This window comes from Plastoroseomonas arctica (assembly GCF_018128965.1).
In the GTDB taxonomy this organism is placed as follows: Bacteria; Pseudomonadota; Alphaproteobacteria; order Acetobacterales; family Acetobacteraceae; genus Plastoroseomonas; species Plastoroseomonas arctica.
The window spans coordinates 26,919-48,708 of the sequence record NZ_JAAEDH010000020.1 but is presented as its reverse complement, the minus strand read 5'-3'; the positions used below and the strand labels follow the sequence as shown (position 1 = coordinate 48,708).

At 70.8% G+C, this 21,790-nt stretch carries 24 protein-coding genes and 1 tRNA gene; 13 read left to right on the top strand and 12 right to left on the bottom strand.

The annotated features are described in order from the left end of the window. Positions 1-31 precede the first annotated feature (31 nt). A complete protein-coding gene (locus GXW79_RS16290) occupies positions 32-940 on the top strand; it encodes a DMT family transporter (protein WP_246504053.1) in 909 nt (302 codons plus the stop codon). On the opposite strand, the gene GXW79_RS16285 is transcribed toward GXW79_RS16290, so the two are convergent. The 5 genes from GXW79_RS16285 to GXW79_RS16265 all read right to left on the bottom strand — a co-directional run bounded on the left by GXW79_RS16285 (position 930) and on the right by GXW79_RS16265 (position 5,213). Continuing rightward, positions 930-1,349 (bottom strand): protein-tyrosine phosphatase family protein, encoded by a 420-nt coding sequence (locus tag GXW79_RS16285; RefSeq protein ID WP_211875492.1) that lies wholly within the window; start codon positions 1,347-1,349, stop codon positions 930-932. The genes GXW79_RS16290 and GXW79_RS16285 overlap by 11 nt on opposite strands. Beyond that, positions 1,349-2,260, bottom strand: coding sequence for a CDP-alcohol phosphatidyltransferase family protein (locus GXW79_RS16280; RefSeq protein ID WP_408901561.1), 912 nt, complete (start codon positions 2,258-2,260; stop codon positions 1,349-1,351). The genes GXW79_RS16285 and GXW79_RS16280 overlap by 1 nt, the downstream gene beginning before the upstream one ends. Then, complete coding sequence (locus GXW79_RS16275) at positions 2,257-2,934, bottom strand: phosphatidylserine decarboxylase (protein WP_211875491.1); 678 nt, start codon at positions 2,932-2,934, stop codon at positions 2,257-2,259. The genes GXW79_RS16280 and GXW79_RS16275 overlap by 4 nt, the downstream gene beginning before the upstream one ends. A 49-nt stretch (positions 2,935-2,983) precedes the next feature. Then, positions 2,984-4,336 carry a LysM peptidoglycan-binding domain-containing protein gene (locus tag GXW79_RS16270; protein ID WP_211875490.1) on the bottom strand — a complete coding sequence of 451 codons (1,353 nt, stop codon included), beginning with the start codon at positions 4,334-4,336 and terminating at the stop codon, positions 2,984-2,986. 76 nt (positions 4,337-4,412) lie between these two features. Beyond that, positions 4,413-5,213 carry a hypothetical protein gene (locus tag GXW79_RS16265; RefSeq protein WP_211875489.1) on the bottom strand — a complete coding sequence of 267 codons (801 nt, stop codon included), beginning with the start codon at positions 5,211-5,213 and terminating at the stop codon, positions 4,413-4,415. Positions 5,214-5,293: 80 nt separating this feature from the next. Between GXW79_RS16265 and GXW79_RS16260 the strand changes: the two genes are divergently transcribed. Continuing rightward, the gene (locus tag GXW79_RS16260) at positions 5,294-5,968 is read left to right on the top strand and encodes a cytochrome b/b6 domain-containing protein (protein WP_211875488.1); all 675 of its coding nucleotides are present in this window, start codon (positions 5,294-5,296) and stop codon (positions 5,966-5,968) included. A gap of 107 nt (positions 5,969-6,075) precedes the next feature. On the opposite strand, the gene GXW79_RS16255 is transcribed toward GXW79_RS16260, so the two are convergent. Next, on the bottom strand, positions 6,076-7,017 hold the full coding sequence (locus GXW79_RS16255) for a hypothetical protein (protein ID WP_211875487.1): 942 nt from the start codon (positions 7,015-7,017) through the stop codon (positions 6,076-6,078). A gap of 43 nt (positions 7,018-7,060) precedes the next feature. Further along, positions 7,061-7,513 (bottom strand): c-type cytochrome, encoded by a 453-nt coding sequence (locus GXW79_RS16250; RefSeq protein WP_211875486.1) that lies wholly within the window; start codon positions 7,511-7,513, stop codon positions 7,061-7,063. 141 nt (positions 7,514-7,654) lie between these two features. Here GXW79_RS16250 and GXW79_RS16245 point away from each other — a divergent pair. From GXW79_RS16245 to GXW79_RS16220, 6 genes are all read left to right on the top strand, one after another. Beyond that, positions 7,655-7,731: transfer RNA gene (locus GXW79_RS16245), tRNA-Pro, on the top strand. Positions 7,732-7,840: 109 nt separating this feature from the next. Continuing rightward, positions 7,841-8,944 carry an alkene reductase gene (locus GXW79_RS16240; protein ID WP_211875485.1) on the top strand — a complete coding sequence of 368 codons (1,104 nt, stop codon included), beginning with the start codon at positions 7,841-7,843 and terminating at the stop codon, positions 8,942-8,944. Between the two features lie 68 nt (positions 8,945-9,012). Then, the gene (locus GXW79_RS16235; RefSeq protein WP_211875484.1) at positions 9,013-9,714 is read left to right on the top strand and encodes a DUF533 domain-containing protein; all 702 of its coding nucleotides are present in this window, start codon (positions 9,013-9,015) and stop codon (positions 9,712-9,714) included. A gap of 49 nt (positions 9,715-9,763) precedes the next feature. Further along, positions 9,764-9,889, top strand: a complete 126-nt coding sequence (gene ykgO / locus GXW79_RS16230; protein ID WP_211857688.1) for a type B 50S ribosomal protein L36 — start codon at positions 9,764-9,766, stop codon at positions 9,887-9,889. 190 nt (positions 9,890-10,079) lie between these two features. Further along, positions 10,080-10,394 (top strand): quaternary ammonium compound efflux SMR transporter SugE, encoded by a 315-nt coding sequence (gene sugE / locus GXW79_RS16225; RefSeq protein ID WP_211875483.1) that lies wholly within the window; start codon positions 10,080-10,082, stop codon positions 10,392-10,394. Between the two features lie 75 nt (positions 10,395-10,469). Beyond that, on the top strand, positions 10,470-11,630 hold the full coding sequence (locus GXW79_RS16220) for an MFS transporter (RefSeq protein WP_211875482.1): 1,161 nt from the start codon (positions 10,470-10,472) through the stop codon (positions 11,628-11,630). An 8-nt stretch (positions 11,631-11,638) separates the two neighbouring features. On the opposite strand, the gene GXW79_RS16215 is transcribed toward GXW79_RS16220, so the two are convergent. Next, entirely contained in the window at positions 11,639-12,031 is a 393-nt protein-coding gene (locus tag GXW79_RS16215) for a hypothetical protein (RefSeq protein WP_211875481.1), read from the bottom strand. Between the two features lie 27 nt (positions 12,032-12,058). Next, the gene (locus tag GXW79_RS16210; protein ID WP_211875480.1) at positions 12,059-12,412 is read right to left on the bottom strand and encodes a hypothetical protein; all 354 of its coding nucleotides are present in this window, start codon (positions 12,410-12,412) and stop codon (positions 12,059-12,061) included. Positions 12,413-12,548: 136 nt separating this feature from the next. On the opposite strand from GXW79_RS16210, the gene GXW79_RS16205 reads away from it, so the two are divergent. The 4 genes from GXW79_RS16205 to GXW79_RS16190 all read left to right on the top strand — a co-directional run bounded on the left by GXW79_RS16205 (position 12,549) and on the right by GXW79_RS16190 (position 17,852). Next, complete coding sequence (locus tag GXW79_RS16205; RefSeq protein ID WP_211875540.1) at positions 12,549-13,982, top strand: FAD-linked oxidase C-terminal domain-containing protein; 1,434 nt, start codon at positions 12,549-12,551, stop codon at positions 13,980-13,982. Between the two features lie 9 nt (positions 13,983-13,991). Next, complete coding sequence (gene glcE, locus GXW79_RS16200) at positions 13,992-15,131, top strand: glycolate oxidase subunit GlcE (protein WP_211875479.1); 1,140 nt, start codon at positions 13,992-13,994, stop codon at positions 15,129-15,131. A 1-nt stretch (position 15,132) separates the two neighbouring features. Then, positions 15,133-16,440: a glycolate oxidase subunit GlcF gene (gene glcF, locus GXW79_RS16195; protein WP_211875478.1), complete on the top strand. Its 1,308-nt coding sequence runs from the start codon at positions 15,133-15,135 to the stop codon at positions 16,438-16,440. 149 nt (positions 16,441-16,589) lie between these two features. Then, positions 16,590-17,852 (top strand): Hint domain-containing protein, encoded by a 1,263-nt coding sequence (locus GXW79_RS16190; protein ID WP_211875477.1) that lies wholly within the window; start codon positions 16,590-16,592, stop codon positions 17,850-17,852. Here GXW79_RS16190 and GXW79_RS16185 read toward each other — a convergent pair. Together GXW79_RS16185 and GXW79_RS16180 are read right to left on the bottom strand one after the other, a co-directional pair. Further along, positions 17,849-19,843 carry an ATP-binding protein gene (locus GXW79_RS16185; RefSeq protein WP_211875476.1) on the bottom strand — a complete coding sequence of 665 codons (1,995 nt, stop codon included), beginning with the start codon at positions 19,841-19,843 and terminating at the stop codon, positions 17,849-17,851. The two genes, GXW79_RS16190 and GXW79_RS16185, sit on opposite strands and share 4 nt — an antisense overlap. Before the next feature lie 4 nt (positions 19,844-19,847). Continuing rightward, entirely contained in the window at positions 19,848-20,363 is a 516-nt protein-coding gene (locus GXW79_RS16180) for an adenine phosphoribosyltransferase (RefSeq protein WP_211875539.1), read from the bottom strand. Between the two features lie 207 nt (positions 20,364-20,570). Here GXW79_RS16180 and GXW79_RS16175 point away from each other — a divergent pair, with 207 nt between their 5' ends. Beyond that, on the top strand, positions 20,571-20,810 hold the full coding sequence (locus tag GXW79_RS16175; RefSeq protein WP_211875475.1) for a DUF2842 domain-containing protein: 240 nt from the start codon (positions 20,571-20,573) through the stop codon (positions 20,808-20,810). A gap of 15 nt (positions 20,811-20,825) precedes the next feature. Here GXW79_RS16175 and GXW79_RS16170 read toward each other — a convergent pair whose 3' ends face one another. Next, complete coding sequence (locus GXW79_RS16170; protein WP_211875474.1) at positions 20,826-21,755, bottom strand: hydrogen peroxide-inducible genes activator; 930 nt, start codon at positions 21,753-21,755, stop codon at positions 20,826-20,828. Positions 21,756-21,790 lie beyond the last annotated feature (35 nt).

Here is a 21,790-nt window from a genome sequence, read left to right as displayed (position 1 = left end):
AACTTCGAGGTTACGCGGCCGCACGATGCGGATGGCCGACCCCCGATCCCCCTGCTACGCCACCGCCATGCCCGAGATGATCCCGCCGCGCGCCTGGGCCCTGTTGCTGGGCCTCGCCGTGCTGTGGGGCGGCAGCTTCCTGTTCACCGCGCTGGCGCTGCGCGACGTCGGGCCGGTGCTGATCGTGTGGTCGCGCGTCGCGATTGCGGCGGTGGCACTCTGGGCCGTGGTCGCGGCGCTGGGCGTGCGATTGCCGCGCGGTCGCGCCGCGATCGTCACCCTGGCGGGCATGGCGGTGCTGAACAACCTCATCCCCTTCACGCTGATCGCGCTGGCGCAGCGCTCCATGCCGGCGGGGCTCGCCTCGATCCTGAATGCGACCACGCCGGTCTGGGGCGTGCTGCTGGCGCTGGTGTTTTTCGGCGAGCGGCCTGGCGCGCTGCGACTCGCCGGCATGGTCTGCGGCGTGCTCGGCGTCGTGGTGCTGATGGGCGGTCCATCAGCGGCGGAAGCCTTTCCCGTGGCGCTGATCCTGGGTGCGACGCTCTCCTATGCGCTGTCGGGCCTCTGGGCACGGCGGGTGGCGCGGGACGGCATTGCCCCGCTCGCGGCCGCGGCGGGGCAGGTGACGGCCTCGGCGCTGCTGCTCGCGCCCGTGGCGTTCTGGCAAGGGGTGCCGGCCCTGCCGCCGATGGACACCGTGCTGGCGCTGCTCGGGCTGGGGCTCGCATCCACCGCGCTGGCCTATGCGATCTTCTTCCGCATCATCGCGCTGGCGGGCGGGCAGAACGTCATGCTGGTGACGCTGTTGATCCCGCCGGTCGCGATCCTGCTCGGCATCCTGGTGCTCGGCGAGGCGGTGCTGGCACGGCACGGCGCCGGTCTGGTGCTGATCCTGGCGGGTCTCGCGCTGATCGACGGGCGGGTGTTCAGGCGGTGAAGCCGCGCACGAACGCCTCCTGCGCCGGGTTCTCCACGGCCTTCGGATGATAGTTCGCGCGCACCCATAGGACCGGGTCACCCGCGATGCCGCTCATGCGCGCGAGGCAGGCCAGCGCAAGTCCGGTTCGGCCGAGGCCGGCGAGGCAGCCGATGTGATAGGCCGCATCTGGCGCGGTGGTCATCGCGACCAGCATGGACCCCAGCACCAGGCGCAGTGCTTCGGGCTCGGGCACCTGGTAGTCGGGAATATCGAGGCGCCAGCGCGCTTCGCCGATGCGCGCGGCCCCCGCTTCCAGGCAAAGCCCGTTCGCGCCCGGCGGCAGCGCGTCGAACGGGCCGCCGGAGATGCGGACACCCTGCCCGGCAACCACCAGCGTGGCAGCGCCGCGCAGCCGCAGTGCGGGCATCAGGCAGGCGGGCGCGGCGTTTCGGAAACCACAACAGGCTCGAGCAGGCTCTCCGCCTCGCGCTTGAGACGCTGGTAGCTGCGCACCGAGAAGGGCAGCATCCCGATATAGAGCAGGCCGAGTGCCGCGAGCGCCGCCCAGGGCTCGCTCAGCAGCAAGGCGAGGAACAGCCCCGCGCCGAGCAGCACCGGCAGCACCGCGGCGCGCGGGATCTTGAAGTTCTTGAAGCTCCAGGTCGGCAGCGTGCTCACCAGCAGCCCTGCGGTGACGGTCAGCACCAGGCCCACCAAGATCGGGTTGCGCAGCAGGTGCACCCAGGCGCCCTGCCCCCAATCATTGATCGCGAGGCCCGCGAACAGCGGGAACAGCGCGACGGCCGCGCCCGCGGGGGCCGGCACGCCGGTGAAGAAGTTGTAGGCATAGGCCGGCTTGGGCGTAAGCCCGACATCGATCGTAGCGTTGAAGCGCGCGAGACGCAGCGCCATGCACACCGCGAACAGCAGGCAGGGCACGAAGCCAATGCCGCGCGCATCCTGCATGGTCCACAGGTACAGGATCAGTGCGGGTGCGACGCCGAAGCAGAGGAAATCCGACAGGGAATCGAACTCCGCCCCGAAGCGCGACGTGGCCTTCAGCAGCCGCGCGAGCCGGCCATCCAGGCCATCGATGACCGCGGCCGCGACGATCAGTGCCGCGGCCATGGCGAAGCGGTCCTCCATGGCGGCGCGGATCGCGACGAGCCCGGCGCAGAGGCCGAGCATGGTCATCAGGTTGGGGATCAGCCGGTTGAACGAAAGCCCATCGAAGCGCGGCCGGGTGCGCGGGCGGAATCGGCGACGCAGGCGGCGGATCGGGCCTTGCCGCGGGAGCTCGGGACGCATCGGGTCGGGGCGGAGTGGATCGCGGCTCATGATGCGCGCAGCTCCGCGATGACGGTCTCGCCCCCGATCATCGTCTGTCCGACTTCGACCAGCGGTCGGATTCCCGGCGGCAAATAGAGATCCGTGCGGCTGCCGAAGCGGATGATGCCGAAGCGCTCGCCGGCAAGCAGGCTGCCACCGACCTTCGCCGAACACAGGATGCGCCGCGCGATCAGCCCCGCGATCTGCACCACTGCCATGGTCCGCCCATCGGGCAGCTGCAGCGCCAGCGCGTTGCGCTCGTTCTCGTCCGACGCCTTGTCCAGGCTCGCATTGAGGAAGCTGCCGTGATGGTAGGCGATGCGCGTCACCACCGCATCACACGGCGCGCGGTTCACGTGCACGTCGAGGACGGAGAGGAAGATCGCCACGCGCCAGCGCGGCTCGCTGCCGAGGTCGAGCTCGGCCGGTGGCGGATACTGGCCGATGTTGACGATGCGGCCATCGGCGGGGGCGACGACGATCCCCGGGCGCGGCGGCGTCACGCGCTCGGGGTCGCGGAAGAAGTAAAGGCAGAAGGCGAGGAAGATCGCGCCGGGCCAGAACAGCCAGCCCCCGGCGAAGATCCCGCCGACGACCGCGACGACGGCGCCGCCGATCAGGAACGGGGCGCCCGCGGGGTGCGGCGGCGCCAGGACGAGTTTCATGCTGTTCAGGATGGACATGGGCGAAGCTTATGGTGTTTCGGCCCGGTGAGGACAAGCCGCGCGCCGGCTAGCGCGTGGCCTGCGGGCCTGGCTCGGCGGCCGGCACGGAGAAGACCTGCCCTGGGAAGATCAACGCGGCGTCGCGGATCTGGGCGCGGTTCGCCTCATAGATGGTCGTGTAGCGGACGCCGCGCCCGTAGTTCAGGCGCGCGATGCGCCACAGGCTCTGTCCCGGCTGCACGACCACCTGCCCGCCCGCGAAACTCTCCTCGGCGATCTGGTCGCGCTGGAAGGGCAGTTCGACACGAGCGGCGACGGTGCCGGAGGCGGCGAGCTGATCCAGCCGCAGCGTGTGGCGGCCGATGGTGGGGGTCTGCGCCGGCACCAGCGTCCAGCGGCCCTCGGCATCGGCCACCGCGTCGCCGGCGTGGCGATCCCCGACATAGGCGCGGACCGCCGCACCCGGCTGCGCCGTGCCGGAGAAGCGCATCGCACCCGCATCGGCATAGTCCACGGCCTCAAGCGTGAGGCGGCTGGGCGCGGTCGTGGCCGGCGCCGGAGACGGCGTGGTGCCGCGAGCGGCAGTAGCGGGCGTGCCTGGCGATTGCAGCAGGCGGGGCGTCGCGGCATCGGCGCCGGGCGGGATCAGCACGGCGAGTGCGCCGCCAGCCGCGGCAGGCGGCCGCGCCGGGTCGCCGGCCATGGTGCGCGGCGGATCGCTCGCGGGCGGGGCGGCGTCGGGAACCACGACGACGACGGAATCCGGACCCGCGATGTCGGTGCCGGCGAGACGCGCGCGGAGCGTGAACACATAGGTCCCCGGCGCGAGCGGATCGGCCGGCAGCAGCACCCACTCGCCGCGCCGATCGGCGCGGGTGCGGGCGAGTTCGCGATCACCATTGGCGAAGAGCAGCACCTCCGCACCCGGCGCGGCGCGCCCGGCGAGCACCGCGGTGCCGCGAGCGCCGACCCGCACCACGTCGAAGCGTGGCGCTGGGAAGCCCGGGGCGGTGGCCTCGACGGGTGGCGTGGTGCGCGGCGTGGGGGAGGGCACGGGGGTAATGGTCGTAACCGCGGCGGCCGGAGGGGCGGCGGGAACGGGCCGCGCGGCCGGGGCCGGGTTGGATGACTCTGGCGCGGAGGGCTGGCGCTGCGGCTCGGCCGGGCGCGTTTCCGGAAGCGCCGCGCGGCGCTCCGGGATGGAGGGACCTGCCTCGGCCGCCGGGCCACGCGCGGCGGCGCTGGCGGAGGCCGGTGGACGCGCCGCCAGGACCGGCGGAACCGTCTCGGCAACCTGGCGCGGGACGGCCAATTCGGGCGCCACGGGCGTGCAGCCGCGCATCACAACGGCCGTCGCACCGAAGGCGATGGCCCCGCTGAGGCCGAGCAACAGAAATCTCGGCACAGAACCGATCAGCATCACGCCTCCGCCCCGCGCCAAAGCGCGCGAGTCCGCTCAAAATCTAGCCGTTTCCGGGGTTTGCGGGCAAGGGCGCTCATCGGCGGCCGGGTGCGAGGTACCAAGCGAGCCCGATCGCAGGTGCCGCCGCGATCGCCCAGCCCAAGGCCGGCCCCAGCCGGGCCGGCAATCGCCGCCCGATGACCGGGCCGAGCCACAGCGCCAGCAAGGGCGCCGCAGCGGCCGCCCAGTCCGACGGCTGCCCGCGCGCGATCACCGGCAAGGCGCCGAGTGCCGCAATCGCCGGCGCGAGGGCAGCCCGTACCGCCGGCCCGCCCCCTGCCCCGGCCAGCGCCGCGCCGATCGCCGCACCCGCCACGCAGCCGGCGAGCATGGGTTGCGGCCCGAAGCCGCCGGCCACGAGCAGCCCGGCAAGCAAGGCAAGCGCCGCCTTCGCGCCATCCGTCGCATCGTCCAGCCGCAGCAGCATCGCGCCGCCGAAGGCGGCGACGCCCGCCAGCACCGGCAGCGCGGCGACGAGGCTCGGCCCATGCATCGGGGCGCCCGCCATCCACCAGGCCGCACCCAGGACGGCGAGTGCCGCCATCAGCAAGCCGATCACGCCGGCGCGGCCGCGCAGCAGCCCGGCGAGCACCAGCGCCAGCACGGCCAGCGCGAGGCCGAGCACGGGAAGCCGTTCGGCCAGCTGGCGTGGCGATGCGGTGACCAGGCCCATCGTCACCACCCAGCCGACCGCGAGCCCCAGCGCCGCCGCCGCCGGCCCCAGCGCCGGCTGCCGCGCGAGCCGCAGCCCCGCCGCCCAGCCGAGCGCAACCAGCAGCGCAATCAGGCTGCCGCGCCACGGCCATGCCTGGGTCCAGAGGGAATCGAGGCTCATGGCGCGACATTGCCCGATGCGGGGTGGCGCCGCGATCCCTGTCGTGCTGCGCTGCGGCATTCGGCGAAGAGGAGCCCTGGATGGATCGCGCCTGGCGTTACGTGCTGGTCTGGGATGGCTGGGTGCGCTTGTTCCATTGGTCGGTCGTGCTGCTGCTGCTGCTCTCCTGGGGCTCGGCGAAGAGCGGCAATTGGAAGCTGCATTTCTTCTCCGGCTACATGATCCTGACCATGGTGCTGTTCCGCCTTGCCTGGGGGGTGTTCGGGTCCCAATCCGCGCGCTTCGGCCACTTCGTGCGCACGCCGCTGCGCGCGCTTGCGCATCTGCGCGAGGTGCGCAGGCCGGGGCCGGACCTCCATGTGACGCACAACCCCGCCGGCGCCTGGATGGTGGTGGGACTGTTGCTCCTGCTGCTCGCACAGGTCGGCACCGGGCTCATCGCCGACCCTGATGACTTCGTGGTGCGCGGCCCGTTCGCGCGCATGGTGGACGCCGCCACCAGCTACGCCGCCTACGGGCTGCACGCACGCAACTTCAACCTGCTGCTGATCGCAGTCGGCGTGCATGTGGCGGCGATTTTCGCCTACCGCGTCTTCAAGGGCCATGACCTGGTGGCGGCCATGCTGACGGGTCGGAAGAAGCTGCCGCCGGATGTCGCGGCGCCGCGCATCGTGTCGATGGCGCGGGGCGCGGTGATTTTCGCTGTGATCGCCGGCGCGGTGGTGGCGCTCAGCCGGTACGGCGCCGGGGCGTAGTGTATGGCCTCAGTCGGCGGGCGGTCGGCGCGAAGGCGTCGCCGAGGACCATGCCCTCAGAAGGCGTGCGCCTGCTCGCCGGCTTGAAAGCCCTCCAGCGGGTTGCATCATCGGTCGGATCTGCTGACGACGTGTCGTGCGAGGTGGTCGCGCACGCGTAAAAAGGTCTCGTTCCACTCGGCGGCGCGATTGCTCGGCACCCACATGAAGAGGGGCCAGATGCCGAAATAGCCCTGCAGCTCGCACGTTCTTCCCCTGCCGTCGGGTGCATCGCGCACATAGGCCTGGCACCGCACGACGAAGCGGGGCGTGCCGTCGGGCTCGAGCTTGAGGAAGTTGGCCGGACGGTGACGCCGGCCATCCGGACCGACCACACCGACGAACCCGCTGAGCTGGCACGCCTGTGCAGCTCTCGAATCGAGCGGCTCATCGGTTGAGAGCATGTCGAGCGCAGCGTCGTGCCGGTGGGCACAGGGCCCGTACAAACGGGTGTGACCGCCCTCACGCATGCCCGACTGCGCCCAAAGCACGCGCTGCCGATTCTCGGCTGTTCCGATGACGCCGGTCAGCTCGACTCTGAGCTCGTACTCGCAGCCTTGGCGGCGGGCGAAGACACGGCCCTGGGCGAGACAGGCCCCGTTCGTCGGCGCGCAGGCGGCGCGATCGACTTCCGTGTCGGATCGCACCGGATCGAGGCTGCGGCTCCAAAATGTCCAACCAATCCGCTGATTGGTAGCCCGCAGGTCGTTGAGGTCGATAAGCGAGATCGCGGCCGCGCGCAGTCGAAAGACGATGCGCTCGTCAGCCGCAATCGAGGTGCCAGATCCTACCCATCGTCGCACGGCGCGGATGCCGAGCGTCACAGGCTCGTCGCTCGCGCGCTCGATCAGGGCGCGGGCATATCTGTCGAGCGTACCGGCGCGGTGCGCCGCCGCTTCAGCGGAGGGCTGATCCCTTGCGCCCGGCTCCAGTCGATCATCGCTGGCGAAAGCAAGCAGCGCACCGGTCAGGCACAACAAGGCAGCCAGGCTGAGGCTGCGCTGCCTCATGCCTGGATGCCTCGTGATGGTCATCCTTGAACGACCATCCCGTTCACCGTGCCCGGTAGGTGCGGTGGCACCCGCCGCAGGTCGCGCCGGTCTGCTGGAAGGCCGCTGCAAAGGCCGCCGGGTCGCCACCCGTCGCAGCACCGCGCAGCGCGGTGATCTGGGTGAGCATGTTCGCGTTTGCCTGCAGGAAGCCCGCATTGTCGGTCCAGATCACCGGCAGCGCGCGGGTCTGGCCGGGGTTGGTGCCCTGCGGCACGTCGGAGCCCGGCGGGAAGCGCGTGGGGAAGGTGGTGAAGAAGGCGGTCATCGCGTCGATGCGTTCGACGGCCGGTGCGGGATTGCCGCGCGCATCCGCGATCGCCTTCATCGCCTCCATGTGCGCGCCGACACCGCGGAGACCCTCCCGTCGGGCGGTGATGACCTCGGTCTGCGCGAGCGCGACACCGGTGAGGGACAGGGTCGCCAGCAGGGCGCTGGCGATCAGGCGAAGCCGCATCGGGTTTGCTCTCCATGGACCGGGATGTTGCCGGCGCGATACAGCCTCGCAGCAAGTCGTGTGCTTGTTCAAGCGCGCGAATGTGACGCGAGGTGTTGCGGGGCCGCGGGGGGCGGGCTATAGCGCGGCTCCCGCAAGGTTCGGAGTGTAGCTCAGCCTGGTAGAGCACTGTGTTCGGGACGCAGGGGCCGGAGGTTCGAATCCTCTCACTCCGACCAGGGTTCCTGCGGGTTGCCGCCCGGGTCTTCAAACCCACCCCGCGCCTCATATATTGCACTGCAACATGGCCCCCGCCCTATCCCGGGCGGTGCCCAGGAGCAGATCCCGATGAGCGATCCCCTTTTCGAACCGACGCGCCTCGGTGCGCTCGAGCTTTACCATCGCGTCGTGATGGCGCCGTTGACGCGCCTGCGCTCGGCCCAGCCCGGCGACATCCCGACCACGCTCAACGCCGAGTATTACGGCCAGCGCGCCAGCCAGGGCGGGCTGCTGATCACCGAGGCGACCGACATCGCCGAGGATGCGCGCGGCTATCCCGGCGCGCCGGGGGTTCATTCTCCCGAGCAGATTGCGGGCTGGCGGCTGGTGACGGCGGCGGTACACGCGAAGGGCGGGCTGATCGTCAACCAGATCTGGCATTGCGGCCGCATCTCGCACTCCTCGATGCGGCCGGACGGGTCGGTGCCGGTGGCACCCTCGGCGATCGCGGCCGCGGGCGGGCATGTGAATGCGCGCGGCGAGGGCGTGGCCTTCGAGACGCCACACGCGCTGAGCGTGAGCGAGATTGCGGCGATCGTCGCCGAGTTCCGCCAGGCGGCCGTCAACGCCAAGGATGCCGGCTTCGACGGCGTCGAGGTGCATGGTGCGAATGGCTACCTGCTCGACCAATTCCTGCGCGACGGCAGCAACCAGCGCAGCGACTCGTATGGCGGGTCTTTCGAGAACCGAACGCGCTTCCTGCTCGAGGTCGTCGATGCCGTGGCCGAGGTCTGGGGCCCCGAGCGCGTCGGCGTGCGCCTCTCCCCCTGGGGCAGTTTCAATGACATGCGCGACAGCGACACGGGCGCGCTGTTCGACCATGTGGTGGGCGCACTGGCCCCGCGCGGCCTCGCCTACCTGCACCTGGTCGAGCCGCGCGCGGACCAGACCAGCGACGTGAACGCCCTGCACGCCGATGCGCCGGATGCGGCCTCGCGTTTCAAGCGCATTTTTTCCGGCCCGGTAATCGCGGCCGGCGGGTTCACGCATGAGACCGGGGCGGCGGCGGTTGCGGCCGGCAACGCCGACGCGATCGCCTATGGCCGGCTGTTCATCGCCAATCCGGATCTTCCGGAGCGGTTCCGGACCGGTGCTTCGCTCAACCGGCACGACCGCAGCACCTTCTACGGCGGTGGTGCCAAGGGCTACACGGACTACCCGTTCCTGGGCTGATGCGCCCGGCTTGACCGTCCGGTGCGGAGTATCGACTGTGCCGGGCGATCACGCCGAGGAGTTTCGCGATGGATTTCTCCCGCATTCTTGGCGCTGTGCTGCAGGGCGCGGTGCAGCCGCCGCGGCGCACCACGCGCGGTAGCCGGGCGCGAAGCATCCCGGGCTTTGGCACCTCGCGATCCAGCAATGCGCAGCTGGCGCGCGCGCTGACGGGGCTGGCCACGGTCGCGATGGAGGCGCTGTCGAATAGGCAGAGCCCGCCGCCGCCGGACCCGGCGCCGCGCCGGCCGGTGCCGGATCTGCGCGCGCCCGCCCCCTCTGCGCCGCCTCCGGCCGCGCAACATGGAAGCGTGCCGAACACGGGTCCGGCCGCTTCGCCCTGGACGCCGCGCCCGGCGCCTCCCTCCCCGGCGCCGGAGGCCGAGACCGCCGAGGCGCTGCTGATGATCCGCGCCATGATCGCGGCCGCGCGCGCCGATGGCAGCATCGATGCGGCCGAGCGCGCGGCGATCGCGCGCCAGCTCGACGCCGCGGGGCTGACATCGGGCGAGCGCGACTTCGTCCTCGCCGATTTCGACGCGCCGCTGACGCCCGCCGCACTGGCCAAGGAGGTGCGCGACCCGATGCAGGCGGCCCAGCTCTACGCCGGCGCCTATGCCGCGATGGGCACCATCAGCGAGGCCGAGCGCAGCTGGCTTGACACACTTGCACGCGCGCTGAAGCTCGATCGCGCGGCGGCGGGTGCGATCGAGGCGCGGCTGGGCGGTTGACAGGGAAGGTGGTCGCCCGTAGAGAGCGCCCCTCGCAAGGACCTGAGTGATGAAGATCCGCAACAGCCTGAAGACCGCCAAGATCCGCGACAAGAACTGCGTCGTCGTGCGCCGGCACGGGCGTGTCTACGTGATCAACAAGAAGAACCCGCGGCTCAAGGCGCGCCAAGGCTAGGCTGCGCAGCAGCGTTGGCTTGGCGCAGAGGCTGACGCAGAGCGTCAGCTCAGCGGGGACTGAGGGGGGCGCAGGCCCCCCGCTCCATGTCAGGGCCGAAGGTCCGATGCCTTATCCTCCCGCGCGGACGACCGTGCGGCCATCCCTCTCCGGCCGGGACGTCCTGGCAACGTGAAGGGATCCTTTCCCCATGGCTTGGTTTACCCTCCTCCTCGCCGGACTGCTCGAGATCGGCTGGGCCGTCGGCCTGAAGTACACCCACGGCTTCACGCGCCTCGTGCCGACCCTGCTCACGGTCGCCAGCATGGTGGCGAGCCTGGGCCTGCTCGGCCTCGCGCTGCGCACCCTGCCGATCGGCACCGCCTATGCCGTTTGGACGGGGATCGGCACCATCGGCACCGCCATCATCGGTATTGCGCTGTTTGGTGAAGCCGCGAGCGCTGCACGGATTGCCTGCATCGGCCTGATCCTTGCGGGCATCGTCGGTCTGAAGCTGGCGGAATAGCAGCGCCCTGGCGACGAGCGGTTGCCGGGGGCGGCATTGCGCGCACATGCTCGGGCACACAGCCCGAGGCACCGCATGCGCAACCCTGTCCTGCTGCTGATCGCCTTTGGGAACTTCGCCGTGGGCATGGGCGCCTTCGGCGTGATCGGCCTGCTGACGCCGGTCGCCGGTGCCTTCGCGATCCCGCCCAGCGAGGCGGCGTGGATGATGAGCCTCTATGCGCTCGTCTATGCGCTCACCTCGCCGGTCCTGGTGGCGCTGACCGGGCGGTTCGACCGCGCCTTCATCCTCACCGGTGGCCTGGTCGTGTTCGCGTTCGGCGCCGTGCTCGCCGCCGTGGCGCCGGATTTCACCACTGTGCTCGTGGCGCGTGCCCTCATGGCCCTCGGCGGCGGCTTCATCACCCCGGTCGGCGCCTCGATCGGGGTTGCGCTGGTGCCGGCCGAGCAGCGCGGTCGGGCGCTGGCCATCGTGTTCGGCGGGCTGACGCTGGCCCAGGCGCTGGGCGTGCCGGCCTGCGCCTGGATCGGCTATGCGCTGGGGTGGCGCTTCGCCTTCGGCTTGGTCGCGGTGATGACCTTCCTCTGCGCGGGCCTGCTCTGGCGCAGCCTGCCGCGGGCCATCGCTGTGCCGCCCACCACGCTCGCCAGTCTCGGCGCCGTGCTCGCCTCGCCGGTGCTGGTGCTCGCCGTCGCCTATACGGCGCTGTTCCTGGGCGGGGCCTATGTGGTGTTCACCTTCCTCGGGCCCTTCGCCGAGCAGCGCTTCGGGCTCGGGCGCGACGGCGTCACTGCGCTGCTGCTTGTGTTCGGCGTGGGTGCGGTGGTGGGCAATGCGCTGGGCGGATTTCTCAGCGACCGCATCGGGCCGCTGCGCACGCTGGTGCTGCTGGGGTGCGCACAGATCGCGACGCTGCTGCCGATGACGCTGCTGCCGCTGCCGATGACAGGGCTGTTCGTGCTGGTGCTGCTGTGGTCGGTGGCTTGCTGGGCCTTCATGGTGCCGCAGCAGGCGCGCCTCGCGGCCTTGGCGCCGCCACTCACGCCGGTGCTCTTCGCGCTGAACGCGGCGGCGATCTACCTCGGCGGCTCGGTCGGGTCGGTGACCGGCGGCCAGGTCCTGCGCGGCTTCGGCTTCGAGGCGCTGGGGCCGGCCGCGGCGGGCCTGGTGCTGGTGGGACTGGGCAGCCTGGCGCTCGTCGCATCCATGCAACGGCGCCCGGTGGCCGGCGCCTAAGGCCCAGGTCAGCGCGGCGACAGGACCTCGGTGCCGACCCCGCCCTGCGCGCCTTGGGTCCAGCGGCCGGTGATGCGGCCATCCGACTGGGGCTCGTAGAAGCCGGTGCCGACCTCGCCTTCCGAGCGGTAGCCGAAGACCAGGCGGTCGCCGACGCTGAGCCCAGCGCCGATCGTGGTGTCGCCGGCGATGCGCCAGGTGAGGCGCCAGCTCTGCGGACCGGTCGCCTGCAGCTCCAGCGCGCCTTCATAGGCGGTGCCATCCGGGGCGGTGCCCTGGACCGCGTAGGTGCCCGAGCGGATCAGCGGCGCGGGCGCAAGGCTGAGCGGCGCGGGCGCCTGGGCAAAGACAGGCATGGCGAATGCCAGGGTGCAAAGCAGGGCAAGGAGGGTGCGGCGCATGGTCGGCGGTCTCCGGTGCGGCGATGATCAGCGCGGGGTGAGCGTCTCGGTGCCGACGCCGCCCTGCAGACCCTGCGTCCAGCGGCCGACGAGGCGCCCATCAGGCTGGACCTCGTAGGAAGCCGCGCCCGGCTGCCCCTCGGTGAAGTAGCCCACGACCAGCGTGCTGCCGGCGGTGATCGCGACGCCCACCGTGGTGGTGCCGGAGATCGTCCACATCATCCGCCAGGTCTGCGGACCGGTCGCCTGCAGCTGCAGCGCGCCCTCGTAGCGCGCACCACCGGGCGACGCGCCTTCGACCGCGTAGGTGCCCGAGCGTTGCGCCAGGGCCGGCGCGGCGGCGACTGCGGCGAGGATGACGGCAAGCAGGAGGCGCTGCATGGGTTTGGCCCTTGTTCCGGCGTTCGATGCGACGCCAGACTGGTGCATCGGCGGGGCGTTCGGCAAGGGCGCGCCCGGCCTGCTTGTGGAAGTGTCGCAGGATGGACATCTTGGCGGTGTCGTCGGAGCCACGCCCATGATCGCCCTGCCCCCGCCCAAGGCCGAAATCCTCGCCCAGCGTGACGCGATCCTTGCGGCGCTGCGCGCCATGCTGCCGGAGGATGCGGTGATCGGCGAGCCGGTGCGCCTCAAGCCCTACGAGACGGATGGGCTCTCCGCGTACCGGCAGGTGCCGCTCGCGGTGGTTCTGCCGCGCACGACGGCCGAGGTCGCCGACGTGCTGCGGTACTGCAACCGGATGGGGATTCGCGTGGTGCCGCGCGGGGCGGGGACGTCGCTGTCGGGCGGCGCGTTGCCGCTGGCCGATGCGGTGGTGATCGGGCTGATGCGCATGAACCGGATCCTGGAGGTCGATTACGAGAACCGGTTGGCGGTGGTCGAGGCGGGCGTGACCAATATCGGCATCACCCAGGCCGTCGCCGGCGATGGGTTCTTCTACGCGCCCGATCCGTCCTCGCAGCTCGCCTGCATGATCGGCGGCAACGTGATGATGAATTCCGGCGGGGCGCATTGCCTGAAATACGGGGTCACCGCGAACAACCTGTTGGGTCTCACCTTCGTCACCATCGAGGGCGAGGTGGTGCGCATCGGCGGCGAGCATCTGGATGGTGGTGGCTACGACTGGCTGGGCCTTATCACCGGCAGCGAAGGGCAGCTGGGGATGGTCACGGAAGTGACGGTGCGCATCCTGCGCGGCCCGGAAGGGGCGCGCGCTATGCTGGCGGCGTTCGACTCGATCCAGGTCGCCGGCGAGGCGGTGGATGCCATCATCGGCGCGGGGGTGATCCCGGTGGCGCTCGAGTTCATGGACCGCCCCTGCATCCATGCCTGCGAGGCCTTCGCCCATGCCGGCTATCCGCTGGATGCGGAGGCGATGCTGATCATCGAGGTCGAGGGCAGCGTGGCCGAACAGGATGCGCTGCTCGGAAAAATCCGCGACATCTGCGCGCGCTTCGCGCCGCTGAGCATGAAGGTCGCGCAGACGCCGGAGGAATCTGCCGCCATCTGGAAGGGCCGCAAGGGCGCGTTTGGTGCCGTCGGGCGGATCAGCCCCGACTACCTCTGCATGGATGGCACGATCCCGACCGGCGAATTGCCGCGCGTGCTGCGCCGGATCGGCGAGATGAGCGCGGAGTGCGGGCTGCAGGTCGCCAATGTCTTCCACGCCGGCGATGGCAATCTGCATCCGCTGATCATGTTCGACGCGAATGATCCCTCCAGCTTCGCGCGGGCGGAAAAATTCGGCGCGGATATCCTGCGGCTCTGCGTCGAGGTCGGTGGGTGCCTCACCGGCGAACACGGCGTGGGCGTGGAGAAGCGCGACCTGATGGGCGTGCAGTTCTCCGAGGCCGAGCTGGACCAGCAGCGCGCGATCAAATCGGCCTTCGATCCGGGGTGGCTGCTGAATGGCGCGAAGGTGTTTCCGCTGGTGGCCGGCGCGCATGGCTGAGGCCGCGCGATGCTGACGCCCGACACGGAGTCAGCGCTCGCCGCGCTGGTGGCCGCTGCCGATGCGCCCTTCGCCATCGAGGGCCAGGGCACCAAGCGCGCCATGCTGCGCCCGGTGCAGGCGGCGGCGACCATCTCCACGCGCAACCTCACCGGCATCACGCTGCATCGCCCGACCGAGCTCATCATCTCGGCGCGCGCCGGCACGCCGGTGGCGGAGGTCGAGGCGATGCTCGCGACCAAGGGCCAGATGCTGATCGCTGAGCCGCCCTCCTATGCCGGCATCTTCGGCGCCGGCAACGCCACCATCGGCGGTGCCGTCGCAGCCGGCATCTCCGGCCCGCGCCGGATCACCGGCGGAGCCATGCGAGACCACGTCATGGGTGTTCGATTCGTCAACGGCGCGGGTGAGGTGATGCATTCCGGCGGCCGTGTGCTGAAGAACGTCACCGGGCTCGACCTGTGCAAGCTGCTCACCGGCAGCCATGGCACGCTCGGCATCATCACGGAGGTGACGCTGAAGGTGCTGCCGCGTCCCGAGGCGACTGCGACGCTCGCGGTAAACGCGGCAGATTTCGCCACCGGTCAGCGCGTGCTCTCGGCCGGCCTCGGCGCGCCCTATGGCGTCAGCGGCGCAGCGATCGTCGGCCATCGCGCGCTGCTGCGGATCGAGGATTTCGCCGAGAGCGTCGCCTACCGTATCGCGAAGCTGCGCCAAGACCTGGCCGAACACGGCGCGTCCGAGATCATCGAGGGCGAGGCGAGCCGCGCGCTGTGGCGCGACGTCGCGGAGGCGACGCCGCTCGACCTCGCACCGGATGACGCGGTGTGGCGCGTCTCGGTCAAGCCCAGCGAAGGGCCGCGCCTCGCGGCCGCGCTGCGCACCGCCTTCGATGCGAAGCTCATGCTCGACTGGGGCGGCGGCCTCGTCTGGGTGGCCGGACCAGCGACCGAGGCTGCGCATCGCGCGGTGATGGCGGCCGCCGAAGATGGCGCCTTCCTGCTGTTTCGCGCGCCCGATGCGCTGCGCGCCGCGGTGCCGGTGATCAAGCCCGATGCGCCCGCGCTCGCCACGATCGCGCGCCGCGTGAAGGCGGCGCTGGACCCACGCGGTCTGTTCAATCCCGGGCGCATGCAGGCAGGCTTTTAGAATGCAGACGAATTTCTCCGAAGCGCAGCTCGCCGATTCGGACACGCGCGAGTCGAACACCATCCTGCGCACCTGCGTCCATTGCGGCTTCTGCACGGCCACTTGCCCCACCTTCGTGCTGCTGGGCGACGAGCTGGATAGCCCGCGCGGGCGCATCTACCTGATCAAGGAGATGCTCGAGCAGAACGCGCCGGCGACACCGGATGTGGTCAAGCATGTCGACCGCTGCCTCTCCTGCCTCGCCTGCATGACGACCTGCCCCTCGGGCGTGAACTACATGCACCTTGTCGACCACGCGCGGCGCCATATCGAGGAGACCTACACGCGCCCGTGGCCGGAGCGCGCGCTGCGCCGGGTGCTGTCCTTCGTGCTGCCATACCCCGCGCGCTTCCGCGTGGCGCTGTCCGGCGCGCGCCTTGGCCGCCCCTTCGCGCGACTCATCCCCGGCACGTCCATGCTGGCGGCGCGGCTACGTGCCATGTTCGCCCTCGCGCCATCGCGCGTGCCGCCGGCCTCGCCGCTCGCCGGGGCGCGCGTGCATGCGGCTCAGGACGAGCGCCGCGGCCGCGTGGCCCTGCTCGCCGGTTGCGCGCAGCAGGTGCTCGCGCCTTCGATCAACGAGGCCACGATCCGGCTGCTGACGCGCATGGGCATCGAAGTGGTGGTGGCCGGCGGTGCCGGCTGCTGCGGCGCGCTCGATCACCACATGGGCCACCACGACCCGGCGATGCGCCTGGCCGCCGCCAACATCGAGGCATGGTCGGGCGAGATCGCTGGTGCGGGCCTGGACGCGGTGGTGGTGAACACCTCGGGCTGCGGGACCACGGTGAAGGATTACGGCTTCATGTTCCGCGACACGCCGCTGGCCGCGAAAGCCGCGCAGGTGAGCGCGCTGGCCGCCGACGTCACCGAGGTGCTGGTGCGCTTCGGCTACGCGCCGACGCGCGCGGCGCCGGGGCTGACGCTCGCCTACCACGCCGCCTGCTCGCTGCAGCACGGGCAGAAGATCACGGCCGAACCCAAGGCGCTGCTCAAGCGGGCGGGCTTTGCGGTGAAGGAACCGGCGGAGGGGCATCTCTGCTGCGGCAGCGCGGGCACCTACAACCTGATGCAGCCGGTGATCGCGGGACAGTTGAAGGCGCGCAAGCTGGACAATATCGCACGGCTGCGCGTGGACGCGATCGCGGCGGGGAATATCGGCTGCCTCACCCAGCTTGCCGGCGGCGGCTTGCCGACGATCCACACGGTGGAGTTGCTGGATTGGATGGCAGGCGGTCCGAAGCCCGCGGCACTCGGCGCGGAGTCCTGAAAGCTTAATCGTTTCACCATGTTATCGCGGTCTCTCGCGGCCGCGTCTTTGACGACACAAGCGGGCATAGAGCTTTACGGCATCCTCGGTCGCGGCGATCCGCCCGCGGCGGATGGGCTGTGGGGCGTCCTGTCCGGAGTGTCGCGACCATGTCCCAATCCCTCGGCGCCGGCTCGATCGCGTTCACCTTCTTCGACGCGGACGGCAACAAGGGTTTCGCCTTCGTCGCGGTCGATGCGATCGCCGCCGGCACCGTCATCCATTTCACCGACAATGAGCCGAATGCCCTCGGATCGCTCAACACCAGCGAGGGCTCGCTCACCTGGACGGCGCCAGCCGGCGGCGTCGTGCCCGGCCAGGAGGTTGTCTTCTCCAACGTCATCCTCGGGACGCGCAGCGTCTCGTCCGGTTCAATCACCGCGACGAGCGGCTTCAACCCCAGCGGCACCGACGAGTCGCTCTACGCATTCCAAGGCACCAGCAACACGACGCCCACGACCTACCTCTCGGCCATCTCCAACAACAATTTCTCGAACCAGTCGGCCGGCTCGCTCGACAACACGGGATTGACGCTCGGCGTCAACGCGGTGGGCCTGACCGGCAGCGTCGATGTCGCGCGCTACGTGGGCCCGACCGATTTCAACAACAGCCACGACCAGGCGACCAGCCGCGCCGAGGCGCTGGCCGCGATCAACGGCACCACACCGGTCACAGGCACCCAGGACACGCCGACGCAAGCCAGCCAGGGCTATTGGATCACACAGGGCGGCCCCGGCAGCCAGGACACCGACGGCACCGCGCCCGATGCCGGCGACGCGCCACGCCAGTTCGACATCATCTGCTTCTATCCCGGCACCCTGATCACCACCCCGGCCGGCCATTGCGCGGTCGAGCAGCTCGCCATCGGTGACCTGGTGCTCACCAGCGCCGGCATCGCCACACGGGTGCGCTGGATGGGCCGTCAGACCGTCTCCACCCGCTTCGGCGATCCCCTGCGCGTCCTGCCCATCCGCATCCGCGCTGGCGCTCTCGCCGATGGGGTGCCCGAGCGCGACCTGCTCGTCTCGCCCGACCACGCGATGCTCGTGGACGGCATCCTGATCCAAGCCGGCGCCCTGGTGAACGGCACCTCCATCACCCGCGAGCCCGTCGTGCCGGAGACCTTCACCTATCACCACATCGAGCTGCATGATCACAGCCTGGTCCTCGCGGAGGGCGCGCCGGCCGAGACCTTCGTCGACAATGTCGCCCGCTGCGCCTTCGACAACTGGAATGAGCACGAGGCGTTCTACGGCCATCTCCCGAGCATCCAGGAAATGACGATCCCGCGCGCCAAGGCGCATCGCCAGGTGCCCAGCCGCATTCACGCCTCGCTCGCCGAGCGCGCCTTGGCGGAGCGCTGCGCGGCCTAGGCCGCGTCAGGCCGCGGCGGGGGCCGCGGATAGGCCGCAAGGCTGTTTTCGGTGAGCGCGGTGAGCGCGTCGAGCAGCCTCGCCACCGTGGCGCGATCTCCGGCCCGCGCGGCAAGCTCGATCTGGAGTGCCGCATCCCGGAGTGCGATCGCGCCAAAGGTGCCGGCAGCGGATTTCAGCCCATGCGCCTCGTCCTCGATCATGCCGAGGTCGCGCAGCGACAGAAGCCGGGCGAGGCGTTCGCGCGTCTCCTCGGCGAAGACCCGCAACAGGCGCGGCAACTGGCCGGGGCCGACGGCGGCGCGCAGTTCCTCCAGCGTCTGCCGGTCGAGCAGGATCGGGCGCGTCGGCGGCTCGGGCTCGCTCGCGTCGGGCCGCGGCAGGCGCAGCGCGGTGAGTTCAGCGACGACCGCGAGCAACTGGTGCTGGTCCATCGGCTTGGCGATATGCCGGTCCATCCCGGCGGAAAGGCACCGCTCGCGATCCTCGGGCAGGGCGGAGGCGGTCAGCGCCACGATCGGCACCCGTCCGGCAATCCCCGGCAGGGCGCGGATCGCCGTCGTCGCCGCAATGCCGTCGCGGCCGGGCATGCGGATATCCATCAGGATCAGGTCGTATTCGCCGCCGCGCGCCGCCGCGACCGCCTCGTCGCCATCATGGACAAGGTCGACCTCGTATCCCGCCTTGCGCAGGATGGCCGCTGCGACGAGCTGGTTCGAGATGCCGTCCTCGGCGAGCAGGATACGCCCCGCCATGCTCGCCGTCCTTCGCCGTGGCAGCGGGTGCGGCTGGCTTGCGGGTGGTGCGGGCAGGCGCGGCAGCGCGCCGCGCTGGATGGGCTGCAGCGGCAGGTCGAAGGTGAAGGTGGCCCCGTGCCCGGCCTCGCTCTCGACCCAGATCGCCCCGCCCATCATCTCCACCAGGCGCTTGCAGATGGAAAGCCCGAGGCCGGTGCCGCCGTAGCGCCGGGTGATGTCCTGGGCACCCTGGCTGAAGCGGCGGAACAGCCGCGCCTGCACCTTGGGGGCGATGCCAACGCCGCTATCCTTCACCACGCCGCGCATCCGCCCCTCCGGCGTCAGGTGCAGGCTGATGTGAACCCCGCCGAGCACGGTGAACTTCACCGCATTGTCGGCGAGGTTGAGCAGGACCTGGCGCAGCCGCTGCGCATCGCCCACTGCGCCCTCCGGCAGCTTGGGGTCCACGAAGCTGGTCAGCGCCAGGCCCTTCTCGTCGGCGGCCGGGCGGAGCAGCTCCATCACCTCGGCCACCGGGCCGGCGAGCCGGAACGGCTTGGCCGCGATGACGAACTTGCCCGCTTCCATGCGCGAAAGGTCGAGCACGTCGTTCATGGTGTCGAGCAGGGTCAGCCCGCAGCGGCGCGCCGTCTCGGCATAGGCGCGCTGCTCGGCGCTGAGCCCGGTCTCGAGCAGCAGCGCCAGCGTCCCCATCACGCCGTTCAGCGGCACCCGCACCTCATGGCTCATGAAGGCGAGGAAACCGGTCTTCTCGGCATGGGCGCGCAGCGCATCGCGGCGGGCGCGGTCGGCGGCGCGGCGTGCCTTCTCGCGCAGCGTCACGTCGTGCTGGATGCCCAGGAAGCAGCGCAGTGATCCGTCGGCGTCGAATAGCGGCGAGATCAGCAACTCGTTCACGAAGCGCTTGCCATCCTTGCGGTGGTTGGTGATCGTGAGTTCGATCGCGCGACGCTCGGACAGGGCGCGACGGATCTCAAGCGCCTTGCCCGGCTCGGTGCCCGGTCCTTGCAGGAAGCGGCAGTTGCGCCCCAGAACCTCCTCCGCAGCGTAACCGGTCATCGCCAGGAAGGCAGGGTTTGCGAAGGTGATCGGGCAGTCCGGCTGGCGGGGATCGGCGAGCACGACCCCGGTGGGCGCGGCGGCGACCGCCGCGGCCAGCGTCGCGTTCTCGGCCTGGGCAATGGCTTCGGCGGCGAGGTCCTGGGGGTCCGGCCGCGGGGTGACGACGCGCACCGGTTCAGCTTTCGTAGGCGACGAGCGATTCGAACGGCGTGTCGAGGCGCTGGCGGCCGCCGAGGAAGCTGAGCTCGATCAGCGCGGCGGTCGCCGGCACCACCGCACCCGCCTGGCGCAGCAGCGACACGCCAGCCGCCATGGTGCCGCCGGTGGCCAGCAGATCGTCGAGCAGCACGACGCGCTTGCCCGCCGCGACCGCATCGGCCTGCATCTCGATGCGGTCGGAGCCGTATTCGAGCGCGTAGTCGAGCCCGATGGTCTCGCCGGGCAGCTTGCGCGGCTTGCGCAGCATGACGAAGCCGAGCCCGAGCTCAAGCGCCAGCGGGGCGGCGACGAGGAAGCCACGGCTCTCGATGCCGGCCAGGAGCTCGGGTTCGTAGGGGCGGATCAGCGCCGCGAGGCGGGACACCGCCGCGCGCCAGGCCGCGGCATGCGCGAGCAGCGTCGAGATGTCGTAGAACAGGATGCCCGGCTTCGGAAAATCCGCAATTCCACGGATGTGCGCCTTGAGGTCCAGATCGGCGGTGCCAGCCTGGCTGGGCAAATCGTCATTCATGGTGAAATGGGTCCGTGACAATCGGGAAAGCGGGAGATCGGGCGCCATGGTAACAAGGCGCCGGGGGTCGCGCGCTGCAAGTCCTGGTTCATGCATGATTCGCACCACGGATGTTATCCTTGCTTTGAAGGATGGCGGAAATTTGTTGCTCAAGCGAAGCGCTTGGCGATGCAGCACTTCGGTGCCATGTGCCTCGCCATGTCACGCATCGCGGTGGCCGGCCTCGCCGGCGTTCTCGGCTTCCTGCTCTATGTCGGCGCCGTGGTGGCCCTGGCCGACCATGTGCTGCCGCTGCATTGGCTGGTCCAGCTGCTGTATTTCGTGGTGGTCGGCGTCGCCTGGGCGTGGCCGGCCAAGCGGCTGATGATCTGGGGCGCCGGCGGTACCGCGGCGCGGCCGCGCGACTAGCCCTTCGGCCTTCCGTCACGGCGCCGGTCGCAGCGCCGCGGCGATGACCGGCGCCAGGCCCTTGAACTCCCCGGCGCGCACGCTGCGCCCGCGCCAGGCAAGGCCGATGGTCCGGCTCGGCCGATCGCCATCGATGGGGCGGAGGCAGACATCGGCGCCACTCAGCACGCCGCCATCGACCGCGAGCCTGGGCAGCAGCGTCATGCCGAGATTGCCCGCCACCATCTGCACCAGCGTGTGCAGGGAAGTGGCGGAGAACCCCTCCCCCGCCGAGGCGCCCGGCAGCCCGCAGGCGGACAGCGCATGGTCGCGCAGGCAATGCCCATCCTCAAGCAGCAGCAGCGATTCGCCACCCAGCGCCGTGCTCGGGATGCGTGGCAGGGAAGCGAGCGGGTGGTTCAGGGGCAGTGCCGCGAGGAAGGGATCCTCGGCGATCGCGAGCGTGTCGATATCGGCGGCCGTTCCGACAGGCAAGGCGAGCAGCAGCAGGTCGAGCTTGCCGGCCGCGAGCGAGTCGAGCAGCCGGTCGGTCAGGTCCTCGCGCAGCCAGAGCTTGAGGCGCGGGAAATTCTCGCGCAGCGCCGGCATCAGCCGCGGCAGCAGGAACGGCCCGATGGTCGGAATGACGCCGAGTCGCAGCGGGCCGCTGAGTGGGGCGCGCGCGGCGGCCGCCGCCTCGGTCACCGAGGCGAGCGCGGCCAGCGCGTGCCGCGCCTCGCGCAGGATGTCGAGGCCGAGCGGCGTGAAGATCGGGCGCTTGGCGCCACGGCGCTCCAGCAGCGGCGCATCGAGCTGGCGCTCGAGCGCGATGATGCCGGCGGACAGCGTGGACTGCGTCACCGCGCAGGCCTCGGCGGCGCGCCCGAAATGGCCGAACTCACCCAGGGTGACGAGGTAGCGCAGTTGCTGCGGGCTCGGGAGCGGCCCGGAGGCCAGGGTCTTCATCGATTCCAGCGATCGTTTTCCCGAAAACTATTCAT